This window comes from Mesorhizobium sp. M0189 (genome assembly GCF_040322135.1).
Taxonomy (GTDB): domain Bacteria; phylum Pseudomonadota; class Alphaproteobacteria; order Rhizobiales; family Rhizobiaceae; genus Mesorhizobium.
In genome coordinates this window covers 55,700-76,090 of sequence record NZ_JAMYSW010000010.1, presented here as the reverse complement: position 1 = coordinate 76,090, position 20,391 = coordinate 55,700, and the positions used below count along the sequence as shown (strand labels likewise).

Annotated in this window: 16 protein-coding genes and 1 pseudogene; 6 read left to right on the top strand and 11 right to left on the bottom strand. The window is 63.4% G+C overall.

Annotation, left to right across the window (positions count from 1 at the left end):
* Nucleotides 1-46: 46 nt before the first annotated feature.
* Complete coding sequence (gene ehuR, locus NKJ09_RS19060; protein WP_352494463.1) at nt 47-1,432, bottom strand: MocR-like ectoine utilization transcription factor EhuR; 1,386 nt, start codon at nt 1,430-1,432, stop codon at nt 47-49.
* 82 nt (nt 1,433-1,514) lie between these two features.
* Here ehuR and NKJ09_RS19055 point away from each other — a divergent pair, with 82 nt between their 5' ends.
* From NKJ09_RS19055 to NKJ09_RS19040, 4 genes and pseudogenes are all read left to right on the top strand, one after another.
* Nucleotides 1,515-2,006, top strand: coding sequence for an Lrp/AsnC family transcriptional regulator (locus tag NKJ09_RS19055; RefSeq protein ID WP_352484028.1), 492 nt, complete (start codon nt 1,515-1,517; stop codon nt 2,004-2,006).
* Nucleotides 2,007-2,133: 127 nt separating this feature from the next.
* The gene (locus NKJ09_RS19050) at nt 2,134-3,627 is read left to right on the top strand and encodes an NAD-dependent succinate-semialdehyde dehydrogenase (RefSeq protein ID WP_352494464.1); all 1,494 of its coding nucleotides are present in this window, start codon (nt 2,134-2,136) and stop codon (nt 3,625-3,627) included.
* Between the two features lie 35 nt (nt 3,628-3,662).
* The gene (locus NKJ09_RS19045) at nt 3,663-5,042 is read left to right on the top strand and encodes an aspartate aminotransferase family protein (protein WP_352494465.1); all 1,380 of its coding nucleotides are present in this window, start codon (nt 3,663-3,665) and stop codon (nt 5,040-5,042) included.
* A gap of 32 nt (nt 5,043-5,074) precedes the next feature.
* A pseudogene (locus NKJ09_RS19040) lies at nt 5,075-6,176 on the top strand (alcohol dehydrogenase family protein).
* A 5-nt stretch (nt 6,177-6,181) separates the two neighbouring features.
* On the opposite strand, the gene NKJ09_RS19035 reads toward NKJ09_RS19040, so the two are convergent.
* A complete protein-coding gene (locus tag NKJ09_RS19035; RefSeq protein ID WP_352494466.1) occupies nt 6,182-7,558 on the bottom strand; it encodes an aspartate aminotransferase family protein in 1,377 nt (458 codons plus the stop codon).
* A 142-nt stretch (nt 7,559-7,700) separates the two neighbouring features.
* On the opposite strand from NKJ09_RS19035, the gene NKJ09_RS19030 reads away from it, so the two are divergent.
* Nucleotides 7,701-8,819, top strand: coding sequence for an NAD(P)/FAD-dependent oxidoreductase (locus NKJ09_RS19030; protein ID WP_352494467.1), 1,119 nt, complete (start codon nt 7,701-7,703; stop codon nt 8,817-8,819).
* A gap of 210 nt (nt 8,820-9,029) precedes the next feature.
* A complete protein-coding gene (gene ftsZ, locus NKJ09_RS19025; protein ID WP_023720665.1) occupies nt 9,030-10,037 on the top strand; it encodes a cell division protein FtsZ in 1,008 nt (335 codons plus the stop codon).
* A gap of 44 nt (nt 10,038-10,081) precedes the next feature.
* On the opposite strand, the gene NKJ09_RS19020 is transcribed toward ftsZ, so the two are convergent.
* From NKJ09_RS19020 to NKJ09_RS18980, 9 genes are all read right to left on the bottom strand, one after another.
* Nucleotides 10,082-11,098 carry a phosphotransferase family protein gene (locus NKJ09_RS19020; RefSeq protein WP_352494468.1) on the bottom strand — a complete coding sequence of 339 codons (1,017 nt, stop codon included), beginning with the start codon at nt 11,096-11,098 and terminating at the stop codon, nt 10,082-10,084.
* A 7-nt stretch (nt 11,099-11,105) separates the two neighbouring features.
* A complete protein-coding gene (locus tag NKJ09_RS19015; protein ID WP_352494541.1) occupies nt 11,106-12,347 on the bottom strand; it encodes an acyl-CoA dehydrogenase family protein in 1,242 nt (413 codons plus the stop codon).
* A gap of 147 nt (nt 12,348-12,494) precedes the next feature.
* Entirely contained in the window at nt 12,495-13,775 is a 1,281-nt protein-coding gene (locus NKJ09_RS19010; RefSeq protein ID WP_352494469.1) for a cytochrome c, read from the bottom strand.
* A 6-nt stretch (nt 13,776-13,781) separates the two neighbouring features.
* Nucleotides 13,782-14,300 carry a (2Fe-2S)-binding protein gene (locus NKJ09_RS19005; RefSeq protein ID WP_352494542.1) on the bottom strand — a complete coding sequence of 173 codons (519 nt, stop codon included), beginning with the start codon at nt 14,298-14,300 and terminating at the stop codon, nt 13,782-13,784.
* Nucleotides 14,301-14,323: 23 nt separating this feature from the next.
* Nucleotides 14,324-15,637 (bottom strand): molybdopterin cofactor-binding domain-containing protein, encoded by a 1,314-nt coding sequence (locus NKJ09_RS19000; RefSeq protein ID WP_352515672.1) that lies wholly within the window; start codon nt 15,635-15,637, stop codon nt 14,324-14,326.
* Between the two features lie 14 nt (nt 15,638-15,651).
* Nucleotides 15,652-17,160, bottom strand: a complete 1,509-nt coding sequence (locus NKJ09_RS18995; protein ID WP_352515662.1) for a molybdopterin cofactor-binding domain-containing protein — start codon at nt 17,158-17,160, stop codon at nt 15,652-15,654.
* Between the two features lie 126 nt (nt 17,161-17,286).
* Complete coding sequence (locus NKJ09_RS18990; protein ID WP_352763305.1) at nt 17,287-17,499, bottom strand: hypothetical protein; 213 nt, start codon at nt 17,497-17,499, stop codon at nt 17,287-17,289.
* 18 nt (nt 17,500-17,517) lie between these two features.
* Entirely contained in the window at nt 17,518-18,081 is a 564-nt protein-coding gene (locus NKJ09_RS18985) for a hypothetical protein (RefSeq protein WP_352494472.1), read from the bottom strand.
* Between the two features lie 152 nt (nt 18,082-18,233).
* Nucleotides 18,234-20,375: a beta-galactosidase gene (locus tag NKJ09_RS18980; RefSeq protein ID WP_352484035.1), complete on the bottom strand. Its 2,142-nt coding sequence runs from the start codon at nt 20,373-20,375 to the stop codon at nt 18,234-18,236.
* Nucleotides 20,376-20,391 lie beyond the last annotated feature (16 nt).

Below are 20,391 nucleotides of genomic sequence, written 5' to 3'. Positions count from 1 at the left end.
TCATGACAATATTTCGGACTCCGCACAATTCCCCGCCAATTGTTGCCTAGATCGCAAGCAGGAGATGCTCGGGATCGCCGAGCAGAAGCTTGGTGACAACGCCGAGACCGGCACGCAGTTCCCCCTCCGTGGTCGAGCCCAGCGAAATCCGCACGGCTGGATGCCAAGGCATCTGCGAAATGCGAAACGACGTGCCGGGCGCGATCGCCACGCCCTGCAGGCGGGCCTGGGAAACAAAGCCTTCCTCGCCGCGATCATCGGGCAGTTGCAGCCAGACATGCAGCCCGTCGCGATGAGCCCGATAGTCCACTCCGGCGAGCGCCTCGGCGGCGATGTCCAGACGCCGCCGCAAAGCCATCCGCTGCCATCGAACGAGTTCCATCGCGGTGCCGTCGGTCACCCATTTGGTGGCGATCTCGGCCACCAGCGGCGTCGCCATCCAGTTCGAGACGAGGTGGCGGTTGGCAACCGCGGCGACATAACGATCGGGTGCCGCGAGATAGCCGATGCGCAGGCCCGGCACCACGATCTTGGTGAAGGAGGTGACGTAGAGCGTGCGCTCGGGTGCAAACGCCGCGACCGGCGGCGGCCGGTCCTCGACCAGCGGGCCGAGGACGTCGTTTTCGATAATGGCGATGTCATGCCTGCGCGCAACGGCGGCAATCTGTTCGCGCCGGGCGGCGTCCATCAGCGTCGCCGTAGGGTTGATCACCGAGGGCTGCACGAACACCGCGCGGATGTCCGACAGCCGGCAGGCCTCGTCCAGCGCTGCCGGGATCAGCCCATTGTCGTCGATCGGCAAACCCTCGAGGTTGAAACCGAGATAACGCGCCAGCGGGATCAGTGTGTGATGGCCGATCGCCTCGGTGGCGACGGTCGAACCGGGCGGCGCCACGCTCATCAGCGCCACTGTCATCCCTGCGGTGGCGCCGTTGGTCAGGCTGATGTTCTGCGGCGACGCGTCGAGGCCGCAGAAGCGTAGCCACTCGACACCCACCGCGCGGTGGCGCGGGAACACCATGTTCGGCCTGAACGACAGCGCCGAGCTCGACGGCAGGTTTTCGGCGAGCCAGCCCAGCGCCTGCTTCAGCCGCTCCAGATGCATCGGTTCGCAGACCGGCTTCAGGATAGAGAGGTCGATGACCTCACCCAGCCGCTCCGGCAAATAGGGCGGCTCCGGCTCGCGGCGCTGCGTCTGCACGAAGCTGCCGCGGCCGACCTCGCCGGACACCAGCCCGCGGCGGATCAGTTCCTCATAGGCGCGGCTGACCGTCTGCACGGAAAGTTTGAGATCGTCGGCCAGCTGCCGGTGCGTCGGCAACCGGGCGCCATTGGCCAGGCGCCCGTCATGGATGGCCCGCGCGAACTGGTCGGCGAGCGATTGGTAGGCCGGCCGCCGGATAAGAGCGGGATCTGGTCGCCATAATGTCATGACTTATTAGAGATCGAAATCAGTGCAATTGACAATCGAAATAATGCGCCATCATGGTGTCCGGCACTGGAAGTGGACGATCATGGCTGCAGCGAAACTCGATCCGATCGACCTGAAAATCCTCGACGCCATCCAGCGCGACGGGCGCATCACCAAGCTGGCGCTGGCCGAGAAGGTCGGCCTGTCGCCGACGCCGTGTTGGATGCGGCTGCGCAAGCTGGAAAAGGCCGGCATCGTCTCCGGCTATCACGCCAGGATCGCCATGCGTGCCATCGCGCCGGTCGCCACCGTGCTGATGGAGGTGACGCTGGCCAGCCACCGCCAGGCCGATTTCGACCGTTTCGAGCGCGTCATCCGCGACATCCCCGAGATCGTCGCCTGCTGGTCTGTCGGTGGCGGCGTCGATTACCTGCTGAAGGTGATGGCGCGCGACATCGACGCCTATCAGCGGCTGGTTGACACTCTGCTCGAACGCGAGATCGGCATAGACCGCTATTTCACCTACATCGTCACCAAGACGGTGAAGGAGGAGAGTGTGCTGCCAGTGGCCGATCTGCTGCCCGCATCTTCCTGATACAGGAGAGATCGTCTGCCCGGGCGATGCAATAGAGACAATCTCTCTACGTGCAGGCACCGAAACAGCCTCTCTGTTTGCGCGGCAGAGATAGTCTTGCGGCGTCACCCGAACCGGGAGCCCGATGATGTCCGCACATTTTGCCCGCTCGCAGCGCCATGAAGCGCTTGATCGCCTCGCCGACCGACGGCTGCTGCGTGAACTCGCCTATGTCGATGGCCACTGGACGGCAAGCGAGACCGCGGAGAGTTTCGAGGTGACCGATCCGGCCACCGGATCCACCGTCGCTTTCGTTGCCGCGCTCGATGCCCGGCAGACGACGTCGGCGATCGATGCGGCATCGCGCGCCTTTTCCGCCTGGCGCGCATTGCTGCCGCAGGAACGTTCGAAAATCTTGCGCAAATGGTTCGATCTGATCATCGCCGCCAAAAATGACCTGGCGCTGCTGATGACGCTAGAACAAGGCAAGCCGCTGAAGGAATCGCTCGGCGAGATAGACTACGCCGCCTCTTTTGTCGAATGGTATGCCGAGGAGACCAAACGCCTCAACGCCGAAAGCGTCACCAGTCATCTGCCGGGCGCGGAGATGATGGTGCGGCGCGAGCCGCTCGGCGTCGTCGGCGTGGTCACGCCGTGGAATTTTCCAGCGGCCATGCTGACCCGCAAGGCGGCTGCCGCTCTTGCCGCCGGCTGTACCATCGCCGCGCACCCTTCCTCGGAAACGCCGCTGTCCGCACTGGCGCTGGCCGAGCTTGGCGAACGTGCCGGCCTGCCGGCTGGCGTGTTCAACGTCCTCACCGGCAAGGCTTCGACCATCGTTGGGCGGATGTGCGAAGACCCGCGCGTTCGCGCCATGAGCTTCACCGGCTCGACCGAGGTCGGCAGGTTGATCGCCGCGCAGAGTGCGCCGACGATGAAGCGTCTGGTGATGGAGCTCGGCGGTCATGCGCCGCTGATCGTCTTCGCCGACGCCGATTTCGACAAGGCTGTGGCCATCGCGGTCGACGCCAAATTCGCCACCTCCGGCCAGGACTGCCTCGCCGCCAACCGCATCTATGTCCAGCGTCCGCTATACGATCGGTTCTGCGCTGCTTTCGCCAAACGCGTCCAGGCATTGCGGGCCGGCAATGGCCTGGCTGACGACACCGAAATCGGACCCTTGATGCATGAACGCGCCGCCAAGAAGGTCGAGGAGCAGGTGGCCGATGCGCTCGCCAAAGGCGCGCGCTGCCTGACCGGCGGCAAGCGCCATCCGGCCGGGCCGCTGTTTTACCAGCCGACCGTGCTTGCCGACGTTGGAGACGACGCTTTGATCATGCGCGAGGAGACCTTCGGTCCGGTTGCGGCAGTGACGCCTTTCGACAGCGAGGACGAGGTCATCGCCCGCGCCAACGCCACCGAATACGGCCTGGTTGCCTATGTCGTGACTGAGAATGGCGGCAGGCAATTGCGCATGGGTCGCGCGCTCGACTATGGCATGGTCGCCATCAACCGCGTCAAGATCACCGGCGCGCCGATCCCCTTCGGCGGCGTCAAGCAGTCCGGCATCGGCCGCGAGGGCTCGCGTCACGGGCTCGAAGCCTTTACCGATCTCAAATATCTCTGCCTCGACGTTGCGTGAGCCGCGCCCGACACATTTTTCTCAGGAGTAAAAAAATGCTCGACCAGTCAAACGAACTCGCCGCCTGGGATCGCGATCACTTCTTCCATCCCTCGACCCATATGGGCACCCATGCGCGTGGCGAGAGCCCGACGCGTGTGATTGCCGGTGGCGAAGGCGTCACCATCTGGGACAATACCGGTAAGAAGAGCATCGACGCCTTCGCCGGGCTCTACTGCGTCAATGTCGGCTATGGCCGCCAGAAGATCGCCGACGCCATCGCCGCACAGGCCAAGAACCTCGCCTATTACCATGCCTATGTCGGCCACGGCACCGAGGCATCGATCACGCTTTCCAAGATGATCATCGACCGCGCGCCGCAAGGCATGTCGAGGGTCTATTTCGGCCTCTCCGGTTCCGACGCCAACGAAACCAACATCAAGCTGATCTGGTACTACAACAACGTGCTCGGCCGGCCCGAGAAGAAGAAGATCATCTCGCGCTGGCGCGGTTATCACGGCTCCGGCATCATGACCGGATCGCTGACCGGCCTCGACCTTTTCCACAACGCCTTCGACCTGCCGCGTGCGCCGGTCCTGCACACCGAGGCGCCCTACTATTTCCGCCGCGCCGACCGCTCGCTGAGCGAGGAGCAGTTTTCGCAATACTGCGCCGACAAGCTCGAGGAGATGATCCTGGCCGAAGGGCCGGAAACGGTCGCCGCCTTCATCGGCGAGCCGATCCTCGGCACCGGCGGCATCGTGCCGCCGCCGGCCGGCTACTGGGAGAAGATCCAGGCGGTGCTGAAGAAGTACGACGTGCTGCTGGTTGCCGACGAGGTCGTCACCGGCTTCGGCCGGCTGGGCACCATGTTCGGCTCCGACCATTACGGCATCAAGCCCGACCTGATTACCATCGCCAAAGGCCTGACCTCGGCCTATGCGCCGCTCTCCGGAGTCATCGTCTCCGACAAGGTCTGGCAGGTGCTGGTGCAGGGTTCCGACAAGCTCGGCTCGCTCGGCCATGGCTGGACCTATTCGGCGCATCCGATCTGCGTCGCCGCCGGCGTCGCCAACCTGGAACTGATCGACGAGATGGACCTGGTACGGAACGCCGGCGAGACCGGCGCCTATTTCCGCGCCGAGCTGACGAAAGCCGTCGGTGGCCACAAAAACGTCGGCGAGGTGCGCGGCGACGGCATGCTGGCGGCAATCGAGTTCGTCGCCGACAAGAACGATCGCGTGTTCTTCGATGCCTCGCAGAAGATCGGTCCGCAGATCGCGACCGCGCTTGCGGCAAGCGGCGTCATCGGCCGCGCCATGCCGCAGGGCGACATTCTCGGTTTTGCGCCGCCGCTCTGCCTGACGCGGGAAGAGGCAGACATCGTCGTCTCCAAGACGGCCGATGCGGTGAAGAGCGTGTTTGCCAACATCTGAAGAACCGACATGCCAACATCTGAAGAACCGACATGAATGCCATGACCAAGACCATCCCCGCCACCATGGCCGCCGTGCAGTTGATCGGGCACGGCGGACCGGAAAAGCTCGTCTACCGCACCGACGTCAAAGTGCCCTCGCCCGCCCCGGGTGAGGTGCTGGTCAAGGTCACCGCTTGCGGTATGAACAACACCGATGTCTGGGTGCGACAGGGCGCGTATGGCACTGAGGAGGATGCCGCCGCTGTGTCGACCTGGCGTCGACAGGGCAATACACTGACCTTCCCGCGCATCCAGGGCACCGACACGGTCGGCAACATCGTTGCCGTCGGCGACGGCGTGTCGCCGGCTCGCATCGGCGAGCGGGTGATGGTCGATTTCTCCATCTACAATCGCGACGACGATTCACTCGCCGACATCGACTATATGGGCCATGGCCGCGACGGCGGCTATGCCGAATACCAGGCAGTACCGTCCGAAAACGCCCATGTCGTCGACACCGATCTGAGCGATGTCGAACTCGCCACGTTCTGCTGCGCCTATCTCACCGGCGAGCAGATGCTGGAACGCGCCTCATTGAAAGCCGGCGAGCGTGTGCTGGTCACCGGCGCCTCGGGCGGCGTCGGCTCCGGCATCGTGCAGCTGGCGCGGGCGCGCGGCGCCATTCCCTATGCAATTGCCGGCAAGGGGCAAGGAACAGGCCGTGCGTGACATCGGCGCCGAGGCGGTGATCACCCGTGGCGTTGCCGATCTGCCGGCCGCCGTCAGCGCGGCGACCGGGGGCCAGCCGATCGACGTGGTGGCCGATCTGGTCGGCGGCGCGATCTTCAACGATCTCCTGCGCATCTTGAGGTCGGAAGGCCGCTATACCACGGCTGGTGCAATTGCCGGCCCCGTCGTGCAGCTAGATCTGCGCACCATGTATCTGAAACAGCTGCAACTGCACGGCTCGAGCCAGGGCACGCGGGCGGATTTCCGCCGCATCGTGCGCTACATCGAGGAGAAGAAGATCTGGCCGCTGGTCGGCGGCGTCTACAAGCTCTCCGATTTCCATCGCGCCCAGGCCGATTTCATCGCCAAGGACTTCGTCGGCAAGCTGGTCGTTGTGCCGGATGCGGTCGGCGTCCCTCAATAGCGCGATCAGCTCTGCGATCGGACCTGCTTGGCGGCAGCCTCGAGCGACCGTTCAAACGCGTCGATCACCTGGTCGACCTGCGGCTCGGTGATGATCAGCGGCGGGCAGAAAGCCAGCGCATCGCCCATATTGCGCGAGATGACGCCGTTCTGCTGCATGAAGCCGTTGACGAGTCCGCCCAAGGCACCAACCGTGCCCCACGGCGCCTTGTTCACCTTGTCGCCGACCAGTTCGACCGCCGCGATCAGGCCGATGCCGCGCACCTCGCCGACAAGCGGGTGCGAAGCGAGCGTGCGCAGCCGCTTCTGCATATGCGCACCGACGGTGCGCGCATTGCCGACAAGATCGCGCTCCTCGATCAGCTTCAGGTTCTCGAGCGCGACCGCTGCCGCAACAGGATGGCCGCCGCCGGTGAAGCCGTGGCCGAAGGTGCCGATACGATTGCTTTCGTCGGCAATCGGCTCGAACACTTTTTCGTTGATCAGCAGGGCCGAGATCGGCAGATAGGACGAAGAGATCTGCTTCGACAGCACCATGATGTCGGGCCTGATGCCGAAGGTCTGCGAGCCGAACATCTCACCTGTTCTGCCGAAGCCGCAGATCACCTCGTCGGCGACAAGCAGGATGTCGTATCTCGACAGCACCGCCTGTATCTTCTCCCAGTAGCCGGAAGGCGGAACAATGACGCCGCCAGCACCCATGATCGGTTCGCCGAAGAAGGCGGCGATGGTTTCCGGTCCTTCGGCCAGGATCAGCTTTTCCAGCTCGTCGGCGAGCCGGCTCGAAAACTGCTCTTCGTTTTCACCCGGCAGCGCCTCGCGCCAATGGTGCGGTGTCGAGGTATGCAGCACATTGGCGATCGGCAGATCGAACGAGATGTGGTTGTTGGGCAGTCCGGTCAGGCTCGCCGAGGCAATGGTGACGCCGTGATAGCCCTTCTTGCGGCTGACGATCTTCTTGCGCGCCGGCTGGCCGAGCGCATTCGACCGGTACCAGATCATCTTCATGGCCGTATCGTTGGCCTCGGAGCCGGAATTGGTGAAATACGCCTTGCTCATCGGCACCGGCGCCATCTGCACCAGTCTCTCGGCAAGATCGATCAGCGGTGAATGCGATTTGGAGCCGAAGTCGTGATAGTAAGGCAGCTTCGACATTTGCCGTACCGCCGCATCGACCAGCCGCCTCTCCGAAAAACCGACCGCGACGCTCCAAAGCCCGGCCATCGCCTCGATATAGCGGTTGCCGGCGAGGTCCTCGACATAGATGCCGTCGCCCTTCTCGATGACGAGCGGCCCTGCCTCCTGATGCTTGCGGGCGTTGGTGTAGCCATGCATGTGAAAGCTTATGTCGCGGGCTTCGGGGGAGTTCGGTCGTGCGTCCATGATGGCTCCTGTGCGGGTCCGCATCGGCAGGCCCCGTGCATTATGCGGTTTGATGCATCTTTCTCGAACGATATAGTGTCAAGCGCTTTCGACAGGGCCAGCGGATGGATGGACGCATGCAGAACTTCGGCTTGACCTGATCGTGGACCAAATCGACTGCATTGTCGCCGGCGCCGGCGTCGTTGGCCTGGCGATCGCGCGAGAGATGGCGAAGCGCGGCATCGACACGCTGGTGCTGGAAGCCGAGAGCGCCATCGGCACCGGAACAAGTTCGCGCAATTCCGAGGTCATCCACGCCGGCCTCCACTATCCACTTGGATCGCTGAAAGCCCGGTTCTGCGTGGCGGGCCGGGAAAAGCTCTATCGCTACTGCGACGAGCGTGCGATCCCGCATTTGCGCTGCGGCAAGCTCATCGTCGCCACAAATGCCGAACAGGAGCCGGTGCTCGCCTCGATCCGGGCCAATGCGCGCGCTTGCGGCGCCGGCGACCTGGCGCCCTTGAGCGAAGCCGAGGCACATGCGCTGGAGCCCAGCCTCAAGTGCACGGCGGCGCTGCTGTCGCCGGCCACCGGGATCGTCGACAGCCATGCCCTGATGCTTGCCTTGCTGGCTGATGCCGAGGAGCACGGGGCGGCACTCAGCCTCAACACCCGCGTCGCCGCCGGCCGCATCGAAGCGGGCCGCGTCGTGCTCGACACGGTGGACGCTACCGGCGGCGAGCGCTTCGAGATCGCTACCACACGCTTCGTCAATGCGGCCGGGCTTAGCGCCGCAGCGCTTGCCCGCTCGCTTGAACGGCTAGATCAGCAGTTCGTGCCAAAGCTCCATTACGCCGAAGGCAATTATTTTTCGGTGGCCGGCCGGGCGCCCTTCTCGCGGCTGATCTATCCAGTACCCGAACCAGGCGGACTCGGTGTTCATCTGACGCTCGATCTCGACGGCGTCACCCGCTTCGGGCCGGACGTCGAATGGACTGATCAACTCGACTATCGCGTCGATCCAGCTCGTGGCGAGCGCTTCTACAGCGAGATCCGCAAATACTGGCCGGACCTGGCCGATGGCAGCCTGCAGCCCGCCTATAGCGGCATCCGGCCAAAACTGTCCGGTCCCGGTGAGGCCAATGCCGACTTCGTCATCCAGGACGTGGCGGTGCATGGCGTGGACAGCCTGCTCAACCTGTTCGGCATCGAAAGCCCCGGCCTGACCTCCTGCCTGGCGATTGCCGATCATGTCGCGCAGCGCCTCGCGCCGAAGTTGTAGCGTGCGGCGCCCGCGCCACGATCTGAGGCGCATTGCGTGAACTTTCAGGCGCAAGTCGCCTAAGAGGCACATCGCGCACTTGCAGCCCGCTCCGCGCTCTGATTCCCTGCATTCTGGGCTGTTCTGATTCGCACTGCCCGGTTCAAAGTTTTCGCAGTGCGCCCGGGACAAGCTTCCAGCGACCACTCGGCGTATCCAGGGAGAACGGCAATGAACACCGCGACGAGGCCGGTAATCTCGGAGATGAGGCCTAAGATCACCGTCGTCGGGGTCGGCGGCGGCGGCGGCAACGCCGTCAACAACATGATCGCCGAAGGCCTGCAGGGCGCGGAATTCATCGTCGCCAACACCGATGCCCAGGCCCTTGCCATGTCGAAGGCAACGAGGCTGATCCAGTTGGGCGCTCATATCACCGAAGGTCTGGGCGCCGGGTCCCTGCCCGAGGTCGGCCGTGCCGCGGCCGTGGAATCCATCGACGAGATCATGGATCACCTTGCTGGAACGCATATGTGCTTCGTGACCGCCGGCATGGGAGGTGGAACCGGAACAGGTGCCGCGCCTGTTATAGCGCAGGCAGCGCGGGCAGCTGGAATACTGACCGTCGCCGTCGTCACCAAGCCATTCGTCTTCGAAGGCAGGCGCCGCATGCACGCTGCCGATGACGGCATCGAGCGCCTGCGCGAAAGCGCCGATACCGTCATCGTCATCCCCAACCAGAACCTGTTCAGGATCGCCGACGCCAGAACCACGTTCGCCGACGCATTCGCCATGGCCGACCGGGTTCTCTATGCAGGTGTCGGCTGCATCACCGATCTGATCGTCAAGGAAGGGCTGATCAATCTCGACTTCGCCGATGTGAAGTCGGTGATGCGCGACATGGGCCGCGCCATGATGGGAACCGGCGAGGCCGCCGGAGAAGGCCGTGCCAAGAAGGCGGCGGAAGCGGCAATCGCCAACCCGCTGCTCGACGAAGCTTCGATGATGGGCGCCAAGGGCGTCCTTGTCTCGATATCGGGCGGCATGGACATGACGCTGTTCGAGGTCGATGAAGCGGCTACCCGCATCCGCGAGGAGGTCGACAACGATGCCGACATCATCGTCGGCGCCATCTTCGACAAGGCACTCGCCGGAAAATTCAGGGTGTCGGTCGTCGCCACCGGCTTGCGGCGTGGCCTGGAGATTCCACTGCTGGCGGAACCGGAAGTTCGAATGAACTGAACGCGTATCGCGTGCGGCTCGCTCAGCCGATTGCCAGCCTCTCCTCACCAGGGCCGCGCGCCGTGGATGACTTCCATGGCGCGTGCAGCGAAATGGCCGGCCAGCGGTGCCACATCCGCCGCATCGGCCGCAACCGCGCTGCCGGCCAGCACGCGGTCGGCGATGCCGACGAAGATCACCGCAAAGCGGAACATGGCAAACACCAGATGGAACCGTTGCAGCGGCGCCGTCGGCACGGCGTGGGCGAAGTAATGATCGAGGAATTCGCGTTGTGTCGGAATCCCGAGCGCGGCCTGATCGAGGCCGAGGATGCCGCCATATTCGTCAGGCGAGGAATGCCAGGGCATCGAGCAGAAGCCGAGATCGGCGAGCGGATTGCCAAGCGTCGATAACTCCCAGTCGAGTATGCCGATCACTTCGGGCCGCTCGGGATGGAAGATGAGATTGCCGAAACGGAAGTCGCCATGCGCGATCGAGACGTGGCCGTCATCTGGCGGAAGATGTCGCGGCAGCCATTCGGCGACGGCTTCGAGCGCGGTGATGCGCTCGCTCGGCGATTCCCGCAACTGTCTGGTCCAGCGCGCGATCTGTCGCTCAAAATAGTTCCCGGGACGGCCATAATCGCCGAGCCCGACTTCTTCCGGCCGGACTGCGTGCAGCTTTGCCAGCGCCTCGGCCATGCCGAAATAGATGCCGCGCCGCTCGTCCGGCGCCAGTCCCGGCAACGCACCATCGTGGAACACCCGGCCGTCGAGCCGCTGCATCAGATAGAACGGCGTGCCAAGCGGCTCGTCGCCGTCGTGAAAGAGCACCGGCCGCGGCACCGGCACCTCTGTCTCCGCGAGCGCTTCGATCACCCTGTATTCGCGATCGACGGCATGAGCGCCGCGCAGGATCGGTCCCGGAGGTTTCTTGCGCAGCACCATGCGGCGGCCGCCATAGTCGACGAAATAGGTCGGATTGGATTGGCCGCCGACGATCCGCTCAAGCGACATCTGGCCATCGCCAAAATGCGCTCTCAGAAAATCCTCCAGGCGCGTTGGATCGAAATCCGTCCTCATTGCCGGCTCAGCCGTTCCCGCTGCGACCTGTGTCATCTTGCGTGCCGGCTTCGACATGCCAGCGCCAGAAGCCTGTACCTTCCTCGTTGAGGAAGCGATTGAGCACCATCTTGTGAACCTCGTCGGCGCCGTCGACCAGGCGAGCCTGGCGGGCATAGCGGTAGATCCATTCGAGCACAGTGTCTTTCGAATAGCCGCGGGCGCCGTTGATCTGGATCGCCACGTCGGCGGCGTCATGCAGCACATTGGCGACCTGGATCTTGGCCATGGAAACCTCCTTGCGGGCAAAGCCACCGCGATCGAGCTCCCAGGCCGCCTTCATCACCAGCAAGCGACCGATCTCGATGCGCATGGCAAGGTCGCCGAGCAACAGCTGGATACTCTCGCGGTCGGCCAAAAGCTGCCCGAAGCCGCTACGCTCGGCGGCATAAGCGCGCGCGATTTCGACGCAGCGCTTGGAAAGGCCGAGCCAGCGCATGCAATGGGTGAGCCGCGCTGGACCGAGCCGGACCTGGGTAACCCTGAGGCCGCTGCCTTCGCCGGCAAGCACGTCCTCGACCGGGATTTCAAGCCCGTCGAATTCCAGCTCGCAATGGCCGCCATGTTCTTCCGGTCCCATGATCTCGATGCGCCGCAGGATCCGCCAGCCCGGCTGGTCCTTGTGGAACAGCAAGGCCGAAAGGCCGTGACGCGGATCGTCCGAGGTGCGTGCGACAAGGATGAAATGGCTCGCCTCTTGCGCCCCGGTGATAAACCATTTGCGGCCGCTGACGACATATCTGTCGCCGCGCCGCTCGGCTCTGGTCATGATCATCGACGGGTCCGACCCGCCGCCCGGATGCGGTTCCGTCATTGCGAAAGCCGAGCGCACCTTGCCATCGACGATCGGCTTCAGCCATCTCTGTTTCTGCTCCGGCGTCCCCAACCGTTCCAGCACCATCATGTTGCCGTCGTCGGGAGCCGCGGAATTGAACACGACCGGACCGAAGATCGAGCGGTTCATCGCCTCATAGCAGACAGCTATATCCACCTTGGAAAGGCCCGCCCCGCCAGTCTCGGGTTTCAACTGCAGGCACCACAGGCCAGCCGCCTTCGCCTTTGGCCGCAGCGTTTCGAGCAGCGGCAGCGCGATGTTGCCATGGCCGTCATAGGAAGCCTTGTCTGCCTCGAGCGGCAGGATTTCGCGCTCGACGAAATCGGCGATCCGGCTGCGGAAGGCCTCGGTGCGGACGGGGATGTCGAAATTCATGGCGCTCACAACGATGAAACGAGATGCCGCCATCGATCTCGATGGTCGAAACGGTAGTGTAGCTGCCGGCATCGAATGTGAGCAACGGCAATGGCGATACCAGCCTGTGAGCTGCCGATACCGGTCGACTTCCAGGATCAGGCTTACTCAGTTTCGTTTTGCCACGTCCGCGACGCTTTGCGGCGTAATGTCGGGACTGGTCCCGCCCCACTTGACGCGCAAGTAATTGCCGAGATCCACGATTTCCTGGTCGGTCAGCAGTTCACGAAAGCCCGGCATGTCCTGCCGCGCTTCGCCGTGCGGATAGATGCGAGCCGGAAGGCCGTCCAGCACGATTACCAGCAAATTGTGGGCGCTCGGCAGGCGCAGCGACACATTGGTGGTCACTGCCGGCGCGACATGCGGCGTGCCTTCGCCGTTCAGGCCATGACAGCCGGAACAGGCCTCGACATAGACGCGTCGGCCGGCGGCAGCCTCGGTCGCGGCAGACGGCTTGCCGGGTTCGGGTGCGGACGCCGCCTCGCCGATCAGATAGGTCGCCATCGCCTTGGCGTCCGCCTCGTCCAGATGCCGTGTCGAATTGTGCACCACGTCGAACATGCCGAAGCTCATCACCCCCTCCGGCCCAAGCCCGGCGCGCATGTAAGCGGCGAGACCGTCGCGGTCGAAGCCGAACCGCGCCAGACTGGCCGTGGTGATGTCCGGTGCGTCGACATTGTCGATCCGCGCGCCCTGGAGATATCGGCTCGGGATCGTGGCCATGGTGAAATCGCGTGGCGTGTGGCATTCGCCGCAATGGCCGAGTGCATCAACCAGATAGCGTCCGCGATGCCAGTCCTGCGATTTGGCCGCGTCCTCGGCAACCGTTCGGGAGGGAAGATTAATCAGGTTCCAGAAGGTCATGAACCGGCGGACATAGGGGAACGGAAAGCTGCCCGCCCGATTCGCCTGCCGGATCGGCTCGCGTGTCATCAGGAAGGCGTAGATCGCATCGACATCTGCCTCCGTGAGCCGCCGATAGGACGTATAGGGCATGGCCGGATAAAGATGCCGGCCATGCGCCCCAACGCCGTCGCGGACGGCGCGATGGAAGTCGGCCCGGGTCCAGGCGCCGATGCCGGTCTCTTTGTTCGGCGAAATGTTGGAGGCGTAGAGCGTGCCGAAGGGCATGGCAAAGGCGAGACCGCCGGCGAAGGGCGCGCCGCCCGGCGCCGTATGACAGGCGGCGCAATCGGCCGCCTGGGCAAGATACCGGCCCTGCGGAGCCAATTTTTGCATCTCCTCGGCTGACAACGGCCTATCGACCACCGCGCTGACGGCGCTCTTTTCGAACAGGCCGAGGAAGACCGCCAGCGCTGCGATCACAGTGACCGCCAGACCGAGAATTAGAAAGCGCGGCAGGCGGAATATCCAGGGGCGCCTCATCATCGCGCCTCAGCCCTGTACCAGCCCGGGCGTGCTCAGGATCACGTCACGAACGGCCTCGTAATAGCGGACATAACCGGTGCAACGGCAGATATGCGGCGCAAGCGCCTGCTCGATCGTCTGTTCGACGTCGGCACGCCGGACGGGCGCCGTCTTCAGATGCTCGATCAACACGGTCGCGGCGGTGACGAAGCCCGGCGTGCAATAGCCGCACTGGAAGGAAAAATGCTCGATGAAGGCCTGCTGGACCGGAGAGAGGCGCACGACATTGCCGTTCGCGTCGCGTTCGGCATGTGCCTCGATGGTGCGGACAGATTTGCCCTCGAAGAAATGCGCTCCGGTGATGCAACTCCGGATTTCCCGGGAGCTTCCATCCGGCCCATCGAGGATGATCGCGCAGGCATGGCAGATGCCCTGGCCACAGCCGAGCCGCGATCCCGTAAGGTTCAGATATTCGTGCAGGAAGTCGATCATCATCAGATCGTCCGGCACATCGACCGGGCCGACCGTCCGATTGTTGACGGTCATGGAGAGTGGTCGCGTGGCGAGGGTCACGACAGGGCCTCCAGGATTTTCTCGGATGTGATCGGCGTCTGATAGAAGCGCCTGCCGATGGCATGGTTCACGGCATTGGCGATCGCCGGAACGATCGCGATCATCACTACCTCGGCCATTCCCTTCGGCGGATCGGTTTCAGAAAGCGGCGGCAGCACCTCCGACGTCTGCGTCCAGACCGCGACATCTGTTGCATGCGGCAAGCGATAACGGTTCCAGTTCCAGGTGCCGTCGCCGGGGCCGTCCTCATAGAGTGGCAACTCCTCGAGCAAGGCGTGCCCGACTCCCATCGCCAGACCGCCCTGGATCTGACCGGAGACGAGTTCCGGCACGACCTGAGTGCCGCATTCGAGGATCGAATGATGTGACAGGAGCTTCACCTCGCCTGAGGCGGTGTCGACGGCGATCTCGGCGATCGTCGCCATCCCGGTGTAATAGGTGACGGCAGCATTCAGGCGCTGCACCGGCAGGTAGAACACCTCACGCCGGTCAAGGAAATGGAAGCCATCCGAGGTCATCAGGGCCTTCAATTCAGCCGGCGCGCCTTGGCCATAGCACGCCGACAGTGCATCGGCTGGCAACCGGACCGTGCCGACATTCGGCACGTCGAACACCGCCTCCGCCCATTGCCAGCGGTTGAAGACATGGACGCTGACGCCCGTGACCAGGCCAAGCTTGTGCGCCGCTGCCGCGAGTTGCTCCAGTCCGAGCGGCTCCATTCCACCGGCCGTCAGCCTGCCATCGACCACCCGCGCATCCGCGATATCGATCGCGAGCGGCCGCGCCTGCCCGCCACCCGGCCCGCTCGACCAGAGCGCGACTGCCGCCGGCCTGAGCGACAGGCGCAGCAGTGCGCGCGCCGCCGTCCGCGTTGCGTGGCCGACGAAATAGGCGCTGTTGGAAGCGCTCATCGGTGAAACAAAGGAGGGCGTCCAGCGCGGATTCTGCGCCAGCGCATCCTCCTTGTCCTGTGGCGTTGTATTGGGCTCCTCGGTCGAAACGAGCGGCATTTCCGGCCAGTCGACGACGCCGAAGGCGCATTCGTCCGGCACCCGGCCGATGATGTCGGCGACCATGACCGCCTGCGAGGTGGTCAGGCCCGTGCCGATATCGTTGCCGTTGTGCCGCATCGCCAACCGACCGGACGGATCCAGCGACAGCGTGGTCACCGCTGCGTCGGCTCCGGTCCCGTAATCCTTCTGCACCTGCGCGAAACCGACGCCATAGTGATTGCCGGGATTAGCGGTGTCGAACTCAGTTTTCTTCGCGGCGCGATCCTTCCAGAGCGGATGGGCACGGGCCCGCTCCAGGATCTCTTCCGTCCTCAGCGCCCGCCGGGAATGGCACCCTGCGAGTTCTTCATGCCGGTCTTGAACGCATTCTTGAGGCGAAGCTCGATCGGATCGATGCCGAGCAGTTCGGCCGCCTCGTCGACCATCATCTCGGTCGCCGCCATGGTCTGCAGCGTGCCGTATCCACGCGTCGAGCCGGCGTCAACGGCGCGCGAGGCGCGGACCTCGACCGAGAAATCGCTCTTCGGTAGGTAATAGATACTCTGCGAAGCGCTGGCGCCGACGTTGCCGACGTCGGGCGAGAAATTGCGCCGCCCACCAGCATCCGTACGATAGCTCCCCTTCATGATGCGGAAGGCGTGCGTGGAGCGATCGACGACAAGCGTGTTCTCCATCCAGAAGGCGTGGCGCTTCAGCCCCATCTGGAACTGCTCGAACCGGTCGTTGGCAAGGCGCACCGGCCGCCCGTCGCCATAGAGGCCTGCCAGGACGGCGTAATAGGGAAAGATCGAGTGGTCCTTGGTGCCGTATCCAACCGTATAGCCGATCGAGAGATCTAGCGCCTTGAGTGCGAATTGCGATTTCGACAGCATCGCCAGGGTTGAGGTCGCGACCTCGTAGGGCGATTGGGTTGCTATGATTGCGTGCAACGTCGAACTGGCCGGCTCGAACCAGGCATTGCCGTTGTCGGCCTCCATCGCCGAGGCGTCGACCGACTGCGAGAAATAGCTTCGCTTCAGGACCAATGCGTCGTCGCCGGCAGCCGCAATCTCGCGCTCGATCTCGCCCGCCGCCCACATGGCACGCGCGGCGGCATCGCCGCCCTGATCCGGCTTCGGCCAGATGACCTGATCTCCGTCGAAATCGCCGTAGATCGTCGTGCCTTCGAGGGGGGCATAAATGTCGGGATCATCCGATGTTGCGCCACCGATGCGCACGAAACGGCCGGCGCCGTAATGCCGTGGCGTGTCGTAGCCGCTGACCGCACCCCAGCGCACGACGTCGTCGGCGAAACGGACCAGCCGCTTCGCCGCGTCGAACCGCGCGAAATCCTTGTAGATCAAGAGCGCGACCGGCTGGCCAAGCAGGCGCGGTGTGCGCCCTTTCGGCACCAGGAACATGTCGCCATAGAAGCCGGGCGCCGTTGTTTCCGGCGGCGCAAGGCCATCGCGGACTAGGTCTTCGCCGAGAACGAGCCGGTCGGGCTTGAGATCCTCTCCCAGCAACGAGAGGTCCAGTCCAGCGAACGGGGCGTCGGCGCGGGTTCCACGGATCAGGACGGCGTGGCTCTGTTCCTGCGGCCAGCCCGCCACGTCGCGGGCGCGAAAATCGCGGGTGAAGGTTTTGTCGCCGGTGACCTTGGCCACGGCATCCATCCGAAAGCGCGGCCGACCATCCGGTCCGATCCAGTTCAGCGAACCGTCCGACGGATTGGCAATGAGCGCCGCCGATGCAGGCCGACCCAGAAAACCGACCTTGACCGAAATTCCCGCGCCGGCAGCCGCCGCGATGAACTGGCGCCGCGAAACCCTGCCGTTCATACCGCCTCCCCGACTGGCCAAGTGCCGGACCGGACAGTTGGTCGGCTCGCCTCCCATGTATAGTTCGCGAGTCGGGGCCGTTCCGCAATGGCGGCATTCGCCGAAAAGCAGAACAGTCTTGCCATGTCATGAAAATCGTTGGAACGTTTTATGACAATCCTGCCAGTTGTAAGGCGCAAGAGCTCTATTTAGGATGTGAATATCCTGTGCGACATTACCCTTTTGCTCCAGCGTCAACAGCTGTTCGCCGTTCATCATTCTTTGCGTGACTTTAGGGCCATTCGCCGGCATCGTTTCGGTCCGGCTGGTTTCACAATCCGGGTAGAGGCGCATCGGCAAACGCCGTGCTCGTCGCAGCTACGGAGTTTGACCAGGCCACTTCTTTGGATTGAAGGTGGGAGAACGCACTGGCCCAGGCCCGAAGTAACGCGGCCATTTAGGCGCGGGCTTGTCCTCGGCAGCGGGAACCGAACCGGTTGACGGCAAGGGGGCAATCTCGAAAGATATGGCTTTCCCGGTCTGTGGGTTCAGCCCGCAGGAAAAGCTGAAGGCTTGCCAGTCGTCGCCCGTTCGGGCCTGGCCGCTGCCCGTCAGCCGACGGTTGCTCACGAGCTGCAGCGTGCTGGGATCGTCGGTCCCCAGAAACACCCGATCGACACCCTTGATGCGATGCTTTAGCGCTTTCATGGCAGCTGGGCGGCAGATGAACTCGGCTACTTTCTTCGCATCCGTCCAACCTTTGGCGAGCGCACGCTCCTCAGGATATTTGAGCTTTGCTATCTCCGCCGTAACGACCGAAGCCTGCGCTGGGGAAAGCCTGGCAGCCGCGGCCGGAACCGACGAACCGAGCAACAGCCAGGACACGATTCCAAGCGCCAGGGAGAAACGCAAATTCCGAGTAGTTTTCGGCATCTCGTCCACAGAATTTCTCCTCCTCTGTCAACAGTCTACCAAATCTCCCAGTAGAACATAACCAAAAAATCAACGCTCTCACCATTTTCGATATTCTGTGGACTGGAAACTGACCTCCCTCTTCTTCTATCTTGAACCTGCTGGCGGCATATCGTATCGCATCAGATCAATTCGATGATAGCACAGCCATAGCCGTCCAGGGTCAGCACTCCGGAGACAGGCCTTTTGCCGTCGAGCAGGTTGCTGCCGGCGGGAACGCCGGTTACCGCAACCGGCGTGTCCTTGATGTTTTGCATGAACAGAAGCTGGCGTTCATCATTCTCGCGCATCGTCACCTCGACGCCGTCCGGCAGATCCGGAACCAGAGGCTCCACGTTCGCGTCGGCGAAAGTGCGGGTTGCGAGCTGAGCCGTCAGTTCCGGAGTCAGGTAGGTGCCGACATAGAGCACACGGCCCTTGCCGACGGCGCGGGAAGTGATTGCAGGCGCTCCCACCGCGTAGCGGTTCGACCAAACCCCGATAATTTCGACTTCCGGTTCGACTGCGAGGTTCTCATAGAAATAACCGGCATCGAACTCGTGGTTGCCGAAGGTATAACGACGGATGCGGCGGCTGGATTCGGCCGGTCTGTCAGGGGGAATGACGAGCCCGCCGGAGCGCGACATGGTGTTGAACAGGCCATTGGCCCCAGGTGCCGCCAGCCGCCCGAAATCCTCGACGCGAACACCGGTCAGCTTCGACAGCGACCGGCCCGGCGCTGTCTCGCGGATGACGTGGTTGTTTTCGTCGCGGGTTCCCGTGCGCGCGCCAACGATGACGGTACCGCCATTTTCGGCAAAGACTTGCAGCCGCTCGGTCCAGCTGTCCTTCCAGATCACCCAATGCGGCACGTAGAACACCTTGAGCTTCGACAGATCGTCTTCCGGGTGGATGAAGCCGCAGGCGATGCCGCGGTCATAGCAATACTGATGCAGCAAGGTTGCGTCGTCCTGCGGGCTTGGCAAGCCGATCGGGAAGGTTTTGTGGGCTTCCTGATTGTCGAAGTCCGAGCCGGCGATGCCGACATCCATCCGCACATGGGTGCCTAGGATCTTGTCTTTAAGCGCCATCATCTCGGTGGCGAACTGCCTCGCTTCGTCATAGCGGCGGCGAGCGACATCATCGTGATCGATGATGCCCATCCAGTATATCTCGGCGCCGAAATGCGCGGGACGCCAGCGGAAGAACATGATGCCATCGGCGCCACGCGCAACCGACGACATCGCCATGCGTCGCATTTCGCCCGGCTCCGGCGTCAGCGTGCAGAAGCCCGGCTGGGCGCCAAAACCCGACTGTTGTTCCGGCACTATGTAGTTGCCGGAAAATCCCCTGCAGATGTCGAGATGCAGTGCCTGGATCTTGGCGTGGTTGCCGAGGCGAAAGAACTCGTCATAGAGGAACGGGTAGATATCGTAGCCGACAAAGTCGAGATCGGTGGAGAACTGGCCTCGAAAATCGATATCGCGCAATCCGCCGAGATTGTGGAAGATGAACCAACCGGCATTCGTGGCTCTCAGGATCTCGACCTGGTCGTGCTGGAACCGTGCTGTCGAAAACGCGAGAAAACGGTGGTAGTCCTGGAGGTGACCGGGACCGGGAAAGGACGGGGAAAAATCCAGCGGGAAGACAATTTCCCTGAAATCGCCGTAAGCCGTCGCCCAGAAATCGCCACCCCAGGCGAAGTTCAGCCTGTCTATCGTCTTGTAGGTTTCCTGGAGATAAGCCTGGAATTCCTTCAATGCCGACGGCGAATAGGATTCCGGCATGCTGGTGTTGAGTTCGTTGTCGGTCTGCCAGCCTATGACATTTGCATTGTCGCGGTAGTGGTCCGCCATCGCCCTGGTAATCTTGCGGCTATAGTCGCGAAACACCGGGCTGCTGGTGTCGGCATACTGGCGCGAGCCGTGGCCCATCGACCGGCCATTTCCATCAAGCCGCAGGATTTCCGGATGCTTTGCGGTCAGCCAGCGCGGCGGGGTGGCGGTCGGCGTGCACAGGATCGTGTTGACGCCGCGACGCGCGAGGCCCTCGATTGCCCGGTCGAACAGGTCGAAATCGAAGGTGCCTTCACGCGGTTCGAAAATGTGCCAGGCGAATTCGCCGAGGCGGGCGACGTTGAAGCCGGCCTCGGCCATGCGCCTGGCGTCATTGTCCCAGTAACTCTCGTCCACATGCTCGGGGTAATGCGGCGCGCCGACCAGAAAGCGGTCGGTCTGGATCGTCCGCCAGACCGACAGGGCGCGGCCGTTTGAAGTCTTGTTCACGAAGGATACTCCTGCA

Coding starts and splice junctions, on each gene's coding strand:
- NKJ09_RS19045 (WP_352494465.1), top strand. CDS start 3,663: ATGCTCGACCAGTCAAACGAACTCGCCGCCTGGGATCGCGATCACTTC.
- ftsZ (WP_023720665.1), top strand. CDS start 9,030: ATGAACACCGCGACGAGGCCGGTAATCTCGGAGATGAGGCCTAAGATC.
- NKJ09_RS19010 (WP_352494469.1), bottom strand. CDS start 13,775: ATGATGAGGCGCCCCTGGATATTCCGCCTGCCGCGCTTTCTAATTCTC.
- NKJ09_RS19020 (WP_352494468.1), bottom strand. CDS start 11,098: ATGAGGACGGATTTCGATCCAACGCGCCTGGAGGATTTTCTGAGAGCG.
- NKJ09_RS19035 (WP_352494466.1), bottom strand. CDS start 7,558: ATGGACGCACGACCGAACTCCCCCGAAGCCCGCGACATAAGCTTTCAC.
- NKJ09_RS19055 (WP_352484028.1), top strand. CDS start 1,515: ATGGCTGCAGCGAAACTCGATCCGATCGACCTGAAAATCCTCGACGCC.
- NKJ09_RS19015 (WP_352494541.1), bottom strand. CDS start 12,347: ATGAATTTCGACATCCCCGTCCGCACCGAGGCCTTCCGCAGCCGGATC.
- ehuR (WP_352494463.1), bottom strand. CDS start 1,432: ATGACATTATGGCGACCAGATCCCGCTCTTATCCGGCGGCCGGCCTAC.
- NKJ09_RS19005 (WP_352494542.1), bottom strand. CDS start 14,300: ATGACCGTCAACAATCGGACGGTCGGCCCGGTCGATGTGCCGGACGAT.
- NKJ09_RS19050 (WP_352494464.1), top strand. CDS start 2,134: ATGTCCGCACATTTTGCCCGCTCGCAGCGCCATGAAGCGCTTGATCGC.
- NKJ09_RS18995 (WP_352515662.1), bottom strand. CDS start 17,160: ATGAACGGCAGGGTTTCGCGGCGCCAGTTCATCGCGGCGGCTGCCGGC.